We start from the raw sequence: 10,457 nt of genomic DNA, 5'->3' as shown, positions 1-10,457 counted from the left end.
GCCTCCCGCTCGCCGGCACGGGCCTGCCCCACCTTGCGACGCAGCTCCGCGATCTCCGCACGCAGCTCCCGCTCGTGCTCACGCCGCGCGGACCGTTCGTCGCGGAGCTCGGCCTGCAGTGCCACCGTCTGGGCACGCACCCGTTCGAGCTCCGCCGCCAGCGCCGGCGTCTCGTCGCGTTGGGCGGCCTCCAGATCGAGCGACGCGTCGAACTGCTCGCGCCAGCCCTCTCCCCGGGTGAGCCAGGCGACCGCCGCCGCGTCCCCGGGGTCGGTCGGGACTGGCATCGCCGCCACCTGGACACCGACGCGCTCACGGAACTCAGCCTCCTGGAGCGCGGACCACAACGCGGCGCCTCCGGACCGAGCCCGGCGGGCCGGGGCGAAGGCCGCGACCCGTCGCAGCGCCCCCGGGAGCGGGACGACCTGCGGAAGCACCTCCGCCGTCAGCGCGACGACGCGCGCCTGGACGCGTGCCGGAAGGTTCGGCTCAGCCGAGGTGGGGTCTGCCACGACGGGCTCCGCGGTCCACGCCGACCAGCCTCAGGCCCCAGCCGTGGGTGCGCCCGGACCGGGCTCGACGACGTCGTTGCGGTCGATCGTCTCGATCGCGTCGTCGCGGCCGCACCAACGGCACTGCACGGTCTCGACCGTCTCGGACAGGACCGTCTCCTCCTCGACCCGGTGCTCGCCGGCGAGGTCGAAGTGCCAGAACTCGGTCGTGCGGCGCGTCCGGGTCACGTCGAAGCGTGTGAGGTTCCCGCAGCCTGCGCAGCGCCACCTGCTCTGCTCGTCGGGCAGGGTCAGGGCGGCGTCGATCGGCTGGCTCACGTGCGGTTTCCTCCTCGGTGCGGGGGTCGGGAGGGGTGTCCCTCCTCCCTCGGGACAGCCTAGTGCCCGCGACTCGCGGCCGGAGTCGCCAGGAATGTCGGACGTGACACATAGCGTCGAACCCATGCCCCACCCGACCTCTCACGCACCGCTCCCCCGCCCCTCGTCTCCCGGCCCCGGCTGGTCAGGCAGTGCGGCCAGGTGGGAGGAGCAGCGCACGCTGGAGTCCATGGGACGTCCCCTGCGCGACGTGACGTTCTGCGTCGTCGACCTGGAGACGACCGGAGGGTCGGCGGCCCAGGGCTCGATGATCACCGAGATCGGTGCCGTGAAGGTACGCGGTGGCGAGGTCCTCGGCGAGTTCCAGACCTTGGTCAACCCCCGGTCCTCGATCCCGCCCTTCATCGCGGTGCTGACCGGCATCTCGGACGCGATGGTGGCTGATGCCCCGCCGATCGAGTCCGCGCTGCCCGCATTCCTCGAGTTCGCGGCCGGCAGCGTCCTGGTGGCGCACAACGCGCCGTTCGACGTCGGGTTCCTGAAGCACTTCTCCGCCGACCAGGGCCGGGACTGGCCAGCGTTCGAGGTCGTGGACACGGTCAGGCTCGCGCGGCGTGTGGTGACCCGCGACGAGACGCCCAACTGCAAGCTCTCCTCCCTCGCCCGCCTGTTCCGCTCCCCCACCGAGCCGGACCACCGGGCCCTGACGGACGCGCGCGCGACCGTGGACGTCCTGCACGGCCTGATGGCGAGGATCGGCAACCTCGGCGTCCACACGCTCGAGGAGCTGCAGTCCTTCTCCAAGCAGGTCTCGGACAACCAGCGCAAGAAGCGGCACCTCGCCGACGCCGTGCCGCACGCCCCGGGCGTCTACCTGTTCCACGACGACCGAGACACCGTCCTGTACGTCGGCACGTCCAAGGACCTGCGCACCAGGGTCCGCTCGTACTTCACGTCCTCGGAGACACGCACCCGCATCGGCGAGATGGTCGCTCTGGCGGATCGGGTCAGCAGCGTCATCTGTGCGACCCCCCTGGAGGCGCAGGTGCGCGAGCTGCGCCTCATCGCTGCCCACAAGCCCCGTTACAACCGTCGCTCCCGGTTCCCGGAGAAGACCCACTACGTCAAGGTCACCCGCGAGGCGTGGCCCAGGCTGTCGATCGTGCGCACGGTGGCCGGCGACGGCGCCGACTACCTCGGCCCCTTCTCGTCACGACGCACCGCGGAGACCTGTGTCGCCGCGCTGCACGAGTCCTTCCCCCTGCGCCAGTGCGGCGGGCGCATGGCCAAGAACCCGACGCTCACACCCTGCGCCCTGGGCCAGATGGGTCGGTGCCTCTCGCCCTGCGACGGATCTGTCGACCCGGCCACTTACGACGCGCTGGTCACACAGGTCCGCAGCGCCATCCATGCAGCGCCCGACGACGTCATAGCGGCCGCCACCCGCCGGATGGAGTCGCTGGCAGAGCTCGAGCGGTTCGAGGAGGCCGCCCTCCACCGCGACCGGATGTCGACCTACGTCCGGAGCGCGAGCCGGTTCCAGCGGCTCGGCTCGTTGAGCCGGTGCCCGGAGATCGTGGCCGCTCGTCGCGAGGAGGTGACCGGGGCGGGTGGCACCGTGGTCCGTTGGAACGTCCACGTGGTCCGGTACGGAAGGCTCGCTGCCGCCGGCACGATCCCTCCGGGAGCCAACGCCCACGACTTCGTCCGCTCCCTGCGGGCGTCTGCCGAGACGGTCGCCTCCGGTCCTGGCCCCGCCCCCGCTGCCAGCGCCGAGGAGAGCGAGAGGATCCTGCGCTGGCTGGAGTCACCGGGGGTACGTCTGGTCGAGATGGACGGCGAGTGGACCTGCCCGGTCGGCGGCGCGGGCGCCCACCTGGCACTGGTCGAGCAGCGCGCCGCCACGGACAGCACGGTGCCCTTCGACGAGCGTGGGATCGCGACCCCGGTGCACCGCCAGGTGCGGGTCGGGCAGCCGGCGTGAGGTTTCCCTGACCGGCTGTCCAGGCAGCTGTCAGTCGAGTCCGAGGGAGAACGCCGACTCGAGGTCGTGCTGCGAGTACGTCCGGAACGCGATGTGGGTCTCGGTCTCGAGCACGCCCTCCACCTTGTTGAGGCGGTCGGCGACGACCGAGGCGACGTCCTCGTGGTGACGCACCCGTACGAGCGCGATGAGGTCGATCTTGCCCGTCACCGAGTAGACCTCGCTGACCCCGTCGAGGGCGGCGATGGTCTCGGCCACCTCGGGAATGCGGGCGACATCGGCCTTGACGAAGACAACGGCGGTGATCATGGGGACACCGTACCGAAGCACCACCTCGTCCGATCGGCGTCCCGAACTAGTCCATTCGGGCCATCTCCCCCCATTTCGCGGCGCCCGCCCGAGCCCCTCCCTAGCGTGGCCGGGTCACCCGTGTGGACAGAGGAGTTTCGGGATGTCACGCATGCACTGGCGCTGGGGCGCCTCCACCGTTGCCACGCTTGCCGTGGTGGCGTCCACCTTGGGAGCGGTCGTGCCGGCTCAGGCCGCGCCCGGAGCGCCGTCCGGGCTGTCCTCGAACCCGGGCCAACGAGCGCCGTCCCTCTCCTGGGACCACGTGATGGGAGCGTCGGACTACCAGGTCCAGATGGACGACACGTCCGACTTCTCGTCGCCGATCGTGTTGAACACCACCTCGACCCCCGGCGTGACGACCAAGAACAACACCTACGTACCCACGGTGCAGCTGCCGCTCGGCCAGGTGCACTGGCGCGTGCGCGCGGGCGTCGGGTCGACGTGGTCCGACTGGTCGTACAGCTCGATCGACACCGGGGCGGCCGTGGCCGGGCCGGTCCTGAGCAACCCCGGCCCCGGCGTCACGTTCCAGGTTCCGCGGGCGCCGCACCTGTCCTGGGAGCCGGTCCCCGGCACCGCGCAGTACCGCGTCGAGCTCTCGCGCAGCTCCAGCTTCGTGGACGCCACCGCCTTCACCACGGCAACCACGTCGTACGCCCTCACCAGCCCGCCCGCCTACGGCGAGTGGTGGTGGCGCGTCCGCTCGGTGAAGGCTGGAGGCGTGGAGTCCCAGTGGAGTGGAACCGGGTCGTTCACGGTCACCGAGCTTCCCCTACCCACGCTGACCTTCCCGCCGGACAACGCGTCGTACGAGCTTCAGGACGTCGTCCTGGACTGGGAACCCCTCGCGGGTGCCCGGTCCTACGACGTGCAGATCTCGGTGAACTCCGACTTCACCGCGGGATCGATCGTCAAGGACGAGGTGAGGATCCTCAGCTCGCGCTACAGCCCCGGGATCACCATCCCCAACGCCCAGTACCACTGGCGCGTCAGGGGTCGCGACATGGATGACCAGCCCATGAGCTGGTCCGCCGCGCGCTCGAGCTTCAACCGCACCTGGCCCCAGCGCCCCGAGCCCGTCTACCCGATCGCGGCGGGCGTGGAGGACGTCCCTGGACCGGTCTTCTTCCAGTGGAAGCCCGTCCCGCACGCCTCGGAGTACGAGGTCCAGCTAGGCAACGACGCCAACTTCTCCCCCGGCACGTTCAACGCCTGCCGGGTCGCCGGCACCACGTACACGCCGGGCATGTTCGCGGTCAACAGCCAGACTGGTCAGCACAACCTCAACCGCATCCACGAGAAGTGCCGGGTCGCGTCGGGCCAGACGATGTACTGGCGCGTCCGCGCCATCGACCGGCCCGCGGACGCCAGCGGCATCGAGGGCATCTTCTCCGAGACCCACGCCTTCAGGTTCGACCCCAACGCGGTCACCGACATGTCCCCGAACGCGGACGAGCCCATCACCGACGGGGTGCCGACCCTGAGCTGGTCCCCCGTCCAGGGCGCCACGGAGTACCGGATCCAGATCCGGAACCGGACCGGAGACCTCGTCGACTCGGCCTCAACCCAGTCCACCACCTACACCCCGGGTGGGAGCACCCCGCTGTCCCCCGCCGACGGTCCGTTCTCCTGGTCGCTGCGTGCCATCACCCAGGACAACCAGACGTCACCGATCTTCACCAAGACCTTCACGATCAGCGGTGCACCCACCCTCACCGAGGGGCAGGCCCTCGACCCGGTCTTCCCGCTGGCCGACACCCCGGGCCTCCAGGAGGCGCCGGCCTTCCGCTGGCAGCCGCACCCGACTGCCAGCTACTACGTCGTCGACGTCGGCAAGAAGCCCGAACCTGGCGCAGCCATGATCTGGTTCGCCTCGATGACGGACTCCCTGATCGGTCGACCGGTCCCGTACCCCACGATGACCGACACCTCCAGCCTGCTGCTGACGCCCGGCGACTACGTGTGGCGGGTCACGCCGTACAACGCCGACGGCACCCCCCTCACGGCTGGCCCGCTCTCCCAGTTCACGATCCAGCCCATCGCGACCGTGGTGGGGCACAGCGTGGCCCTCGACGGCATGGCCACGGACGCGGGAGACCTCGACGGCCCCGGCAACCCGTGCACCGGATCCACGGGACGTTGCGAGCCGTCCTCCAGCCCGGTGATCTCGTGGGACCCGGACCCGCGCGCGGCCTTCTACATGGTCTACGTGTCGGCCGACGCGTCGTTCACCAACCTCTTCGAGTCCGCGACCACGATCCCGGCGACCACGAGCTCGATCTTCTACCCCACCCTGAGCCACGCGAAGGCGACCTACCCGGACACTGACGCCGGTGAGGCGCTCCACTGGTACATCCGTGCCTGCAAGGACGAGACCACTTGTGGTCCGTCGCCGGTGTCGGTGGCCAACGCGTCCCAGCACAGCTTCGTGAAGCGGTCCCCCGCCATCTCCAACCCGGTCACCACGGCCGCGGGCGACGGCGAGGTGACGTTCTCCTGGGACGACTACCTGGCCACCAACAAGTCGCCGGCCAACACCTGGGCCCAGACGGGCGAGAACCCGACCCAGTCGGCCAAGCAGTACCGCGTGCAGGTCGCGGACAACGACACCTTCTCCGGCCCGCTCACCAACGTGCTCGTGGATCAGGCGACGTTCACCTCGCTCAGCCGCATGTACCCGCAGGACCGGACCCTCTACTGGCGCGTGCAGGCGGTCGACTACCAGAACCACGGCCTGCCCTGGAGTGCGACCCAGTCGTTCTCCGCGACGAGCGCGCCGGTGGAGCAGAACTCCCTTGGTGCTCCCAACGCCGCCTCTCCGGTGACCGCGTCGACCGCTCCGGTCTTCTCGTGGGACGCCGTGCCGTTCAACGGCTCGTACGACCTCGAGGTCTACTACGACGACTCCGGCGCCTACTCCCTGTCGAACCGGGTGTTCGCCAAGTCGGGCATCAAGACGACCGCGTACGTGCACACCAACCCGCTGGCCCCCTCGGCCAACGAGAAGACCTACACCTGGCGCGTACGCGCCCGCAACGCGAGCGGCGAGGTCGGTCCCTGGTCGTCGTCGAGCGCGCCCGAGGCGCGCTTCAAGGTCTCCGTCGGCAAGCTGGTCGCGATTGCTCCGACCGGCAGCGCGGTCACGACCTCGACGGGTCCGGTCCTGACCTGGGACGCCGCCGAGGTTCCGCAGGCCACGTCGTTCCGGGTCACGGTCACCCCCGTGACGGGATCGGGCGCGACGCTGACCGCCACGACGGTGGCCACGAGCTACGCCGTGCCGTCAGCGCCCGCCTCCGGGACGTACAACTGGCGCATCACCGCACTGGACAGCGCCGGTGGAACGCTCACTGAGGTGTCGGACACCTACACCGTCGACGCCGCGCTCACCGCGGTCGAGGCCCCGGAGATCCGCTCTCCCGAGGGTTCCGCCGTGGGCAACACGATCGAGGTGAAGGACCCGACCTGGAACCAGCCCTACGTCGCGAACACCTACCAGTGGCTGCGCGCGGGCTCGGTCATCAGCGGGGCGACCAGCAGCACCTACACCCTGACGCAGCTCGACTACGGCAAGCCCATCACCGTCCGGGTGACCGGCAAGCGGGCCGGCTACACCGATGGCACGACGCTGAGCCCGGCCCTCACGCCCAGCGCCGGTTCCGGCCTCTTCCCGACGGTCGACCCGGTGATCTCGGGCACCCCCGTCGTGGGCCAGTACCTCTCCGTCAGCTCGGGTCAGTGGAGCCGTACCAGCGTGACCCTGACTCGCCAGTGGCTGCGGGACGGAGCCGTCATCACGGGAGCCACCGGCTCCTCATACCGCTTGGTCGCTGCGGACGCGTTCGCCCAGGTGAGCGTGCGGGTCACGGCCAGCTCCACCGGCGAGCTCCCGTTCACGTTCGAGACGTCGCCCGTCCTCGTCGAGCACCTGGTGGCCGACGCAGCACCCGTGGTGGAGGCTCCTGACGGCCTGTACGTCGGTGCCACCCTCCAGGCGGTGGCACCGGTGTGGAGCCAGCCGGGCGTGAGCACCACCTACCAGTGGCTGCGCGGCACCACGAGCATCTCTGGTGCGTCCGGACCGTCCTACACGCCCACGGCGGCCGACATCGGCAAGGCGATCTCGGTCCGCGCCACCGGCACCCTGACCGGGTTCCAGACGGCCACTGCCGTGAGCGAGTCCGTCACGATCGCGGCGGGCAACGCGCCGCAGAACACCGTGGCCCCGAGCATCACCGGGACGCTCGCCGTGAACCAGCTGCTCACCGTCGACACCGGGGAGTGGACGCCCACCCCGCGTTCCTTCACCTACCGGTGGATGCGCAACGGGGTGACCGTGGACAACCAGACCCGCTCGACCTACCGCCTGACCGCGGCCGATGCCGGGACCCAGGTGAGTGTCGAGGTCACGGCCAAGCTGACCGGGTACTCCGACGGCGTGGCCACGTCTGCGGCGGTGGCGGTCCCGAAGGTCAAGTCCACGACCACGGCGACCCTGCCTCTCAAGACGGTGAAGCCCAAGGCGGGCAAGATCACCTTCAAGGTGAGCGCGACGGGTGTCTCCGCGCCCACCGGCACGGTCAAGATCTTCGACGGCACCAAGGTCATCAAGACGGTCACGCTCAAGGCCACCTCGCGCGGCACGATGACCGTCAAGCTGCCCAAGCTCAAGAAGGGCATCCACAAGCTCAAGGTCCAGTACCTCGGCAACACCAACGTCGCAGGTTCCAAGAGCAAGGTGGTCAGGCTCAAGGTCGTCTGAGCACTTCCTGGTCCACTCGGCCCGTCCGGCACCCCCGGGCGGGCCGAGTGCCGTTCCGGCTCCCCCACCCTCGTGAACCAGTAGGCTCGCCGCGTGGAGTGGCTCACCGACAACTGGCTCGACGTCCTCGGGTGGGGCGGCAGCGCCGTCCTCATCTACTCCCTCATGCAGACGCGGGTGCTGCGATTCCGGGTGATCAACCTGGTGGGGTGCGTCCTCCTGGTGGCGTACAACTCCCTCGTCGGCGTGTGGCCGATGGTCGGGGTCAACGTGGTGCTCACGGTGATCAACCTGTGGTTCATCGTGTCGCTGGTCAGGGACAGGCACGACGCGAACGCGTTCGAGGTCCTGGGGGTCCGTCCCGACGACGAGTACCTGCGCCACGTCGTGCGCGTGCACGAGGCCGACATCCGCACCTTCAACCCGTCGTTCGTCCACGACCCCTTCGCCGAGAACCAGTCGGCCTACCTGGTCCTCAAGGGCGACGAGACGATCGGTGTCGTCCTGCTGCGGGCCGAGGGCGACGTCGCGCACGTCCTCCTCGACTACGTCACCCCCCGCTTCCGGGACTTCTCCCCCGGTGAGTTCGTGTGGCGGCGCAGCGAGATGCTCAGCGAGCGCGGCTTCCGCAGGGTCGTCACGCCCGCCGGGATGCGCGACGCGTACTACCCGAAGATCGGTTTCACGCGCGACGGCGAGGCCTGGGCCCTGGACCTGGCTTCCTAGCCCGCGAGTCGCCCACCCGCGACTCAGCCCCGCGTGGCCCCGATCCACCGCTCGAGCGTCGCCTGCGCCTGACCGCTGTCGATGGCCTCACGTGCCGCCTCGATCGCCGCGGGCAGCGCCTCGTCCACGGACAGCTCGGGCGTACGGTGCACCGCGAGCGCCGCGCCGGCGTTGAGGAGGACCGCGTCGCGCACCGGGCCGGTCTCCCCGGCGAGGAGCCGACGTACGACCTCCGCGTTGTGGCTGGCGTCGCCGCCACGCAGGTCGGCGGCAGTGGCCGGTGCGAGTCCGAGCGCCGCCGGGTCCACGACGCTCTCGACGACCTGGCCCCCGTGGACGCGCCACACGCGCGAGGTGGTGGTCGTGGTCAGCTCGTCCAGGCCGTCGTCGCCACGGACGACCCAGGCGTCGACGCCGCGCACCGCGTAGACGCCAGCCATCACCGGGGCCATCGACGGGTCGGCGCACCCGATGGCCTGGGCCTGGGGACGCGCCGGGTTGGTCAGCGGGCCGAGGATGTTGAAGGTCGTCGCGATGCCCAGCTCTCGACGGGGCACGGCCGCGTGCCGCATGGCGGGGTGGAAGGTCGCCGCGAAGCAGAACGTGATCCCTGCCTCCTCAGCCACCTGCGCCACCCTCTCGGGAGTCAGGTCGAGGGAGACCCCGAGGGCCTCCAGCACGTCGGCGGAACCCGACTTCGAGGACGCCGACCTGTTGCCGTGCTTGACGACCTTCGCCCCGGCACCGGCCGCGACGATCGCCGACATCGTCGAGATGTTGACGGACATGGACCGGTCACCACCGGTCCCCACGACGTCGAGGAGACGTCCCTCGACCGAGATCCCGCGACCCGCCGACAGCATGGCGTCGGCGATGCCCGACACCTCGGCCACGGTCTCCCCCTTGGCACGCAGGGCCACGACGAACCCGGCGACCTGCGCCGGGGTGGCCTCGCCGGAGAACACCTCGTCCATGGCCCAGCGCGCCTGGTCGGTCGTCAGGTCCTCACGCTGGACCAGTGCAGACAGGACCTCAGGCCAGGTGTGCGTCATGCGGAGAATCCTTCCAGACGCAGCGCCGGGAGCCCCGACAGCGTCCACGGGACCATCCGTCCGGCGTCGCGCAGTACCGCCCGGACCGACGGTCAGGGGCTGGACGGAGCGGCGTACGGCTCAGGCCGTGGTGGCGGGGACGTTCTCTCGCACCAGGCCGATCACAGCCTCGGCCAGCTGGATCGGGTCGATCGGGTGCGGCACGGCCGCCTCGGCGCGCGACCACGTGGCGAGCCAGGCGTCCTGCGGGCGACCGGTCAGCACCAGGATCGGCGGGCACTCAAAGATCTCGTCCTTGAGCTGCTTGGCGATCCCCATCCCGCCGGCGGGAACGGCCTCGCCGTCGAGGATCGCGAGGTCGATGCCTCCGGCGTCCATGTTCTGCAGGACCACCGGCAGGGTGGCGACCTCGACGTACTCGAACTCTCCCAGGTCGGGGTGGGGCCGACGGCCCAGAGCGAGAACGACCTGCTGACGGGTGTTGACGTCGTCGCTGTAGACGAGCACCTTGACCGACTTCTTGGCGGAGTTCGAAGACTGGCTCACACGCGCGATGCTACTCCGCGCCGACCGCACCCGTGGGGCGCCCCCGGCAAGTGGGAGGTTGCACCGAGCGCCGCGGCCCCACGGTGGTCCCACCCACCGGACGTCGCAGCACCCTCCGACGACGGCGGCAGCACCTCCGGTCCACACCGGCACGCCCGGGGCTCGACCACCGGGCACGGCAGCTGCACCCCCGCCCGTGCACGCTT

General features: G+C 70.4%; 8 protein-coding genes. 3 read left to right on the top strand and 5 right to left on the bottom strand.

Annotated elements, in window-relative coordinates; genetic code table 11:
• Together ACI379_RS09940 and ACI379_RS09935 are read right to left on the bottom strand one after the other, a co-directional pair.
• Positions 1–512 (bottom strand): hypothetical protein (locus ACI379_RS09940; protein ID WP_439791918.1); only part of this gene is annotated, 512 nt, incomplete at its 3' end.
• 30 nt (positions 513–542) lie between these two features.
• Entirely contained in the window at positions 543–830 is a 288-nt protein-coding gene (locus ACI379_RS09935; RefSeq protein ID WP_439791917.1) for a hypothetical protein, read from the bottom strand.
• Positions 831–1,059: 229 nt separating this feature from the next.
• Here ACI379_RS09935 and ACI379_RS09930 point away from each other — a divergent pair, with 229 nt between their 5' ends.
• Positions 1,060–2,814: a DEDD exonuclease domain-containing protein gene (locus ACI379_RS09930; RefSeq protein ID WP_439791916.1), complete on the top strand. Its 1,755-nt coding sequence runs from the start codon at positions 1,060–1,062 to the stop codon at positions 2,812–2,814.
• A 30-nt stretch (positions 2,815–2,844) separates the two neighbouring features.
• On the opposite strand, the gene ACI379_RS09925 is transcribed toward ACI379_RS09930, so the two are convergent.
• On the bottom strand, positions 2,845–3,123 hold the full coding sequence (locus ACI379_RS09925; protein WP_439791915.1) for an Lrp/AsnC family transcriptional regulator: 279 nt from the start codon (positions 3,121–3,123) through the stop codon (positions 2,845–2,847).
• 142 nt (positions 3,124–3,265) lie between these two features.
• On the opposite strand from ACI379_RS09925, the gene ACI379_RS09920 reads away from it, so the two are divergent.
• On the top strand, positions 3,266–7,927 hold the full coding sequence (locus ACI379_RS09920) for an Ig-like domain repeat protein (protein ID WP_439791914.1): 4,662 nt from the start codon (positions 3,266–3,268) through the stop codon (positions 7,925–7,927).
• Between the two features lie 93 nt (positions 7,928–8,020).
• Positions 8,021–8,653 (top strand): hypothetical protein, encoded by a 633-nt coding sequence (locus ACI379_RS09915; RefSeq protein WP_439791913.1) that lies wholly within the window; start codon positions 8,021–8,023, stop codon positions 8,651–8,653.
• Between the two features lie 23 nt (positions 8,654–8,676).
• On the opposite strand, the gene trpD is transcribed toward ACI379_RS09915, so the two are convergent.
• Both trpD and ACI379_RS09905 read right to left on the bottom strand, forming a co-directional pair.
• A complete protein-coding gene (trpD, locus tag ACI379_RS09910; RefSeq protein ID WP_439791912.1) occupies positions 8,677–9,705 on the bottom strand; it encodes an anthranilate phosphoribosyltransferase in 1,029 nt (342 codons plus the stop codon).
• Positions 9,706–9,825: 120 nt separating this feature from the next.
• Positions 9,826–10,251, bottom strand: coding sequence for an Rv3143 family two-component system response regulator (locus ACI379_RS09905; RefSeq protein WP_439791911.1), 426 nt, complete (start codon positions 10,249–10,251; stop codon positions 9,826–9,828).
• Between the last annotated feature and the right edge of the window lie 206 nt (positions 10,252–10,457).

It is taken from the genome of Nocardioides sp. (assembly GCF_051876515.1).
Taxonomy (GTDB): Bacteria; Actinomycetota; Actinomycetes; order Propionibacteriales; family Nocardioidaceae; genus Nocardioides.
The sequence above is the reverse complement of the archived record's forward strand: the minus strand, read 5'-3'. Positions and strand labels throughout refer to the sequence as shown.

Coding starts and splice junctions, on each gene's coding strand:
- trpD (WP_439791912.1), bottom strand. CDS start 9,705: ATGACGCACACCTGGCCTGAGGTCCTGTCTGCACTGGTCCAGCGTGAG.
- ACI379_RS09925 (WP_439791915.1), bottom strand. CDS start 3,123: ATGATCACCGCCGTTGTCTTCGTCAAGGCCGATGTCGCCCGCATTCCC.
- ACI379_RS09930 (WP_439791916.1), top strand. CDS start 1,060: ATGGGACGTCCCCTGCGCGACGTGACGTTCTGCGTCGTCGACCTGGAG.
- ACI379_RS09920 (WP_439791914.1), top strand. CDS start 3,266: ATGTCACGCATGCACTGGCGCTGGGGCGCCTCCACCGTTGCCACGCTT.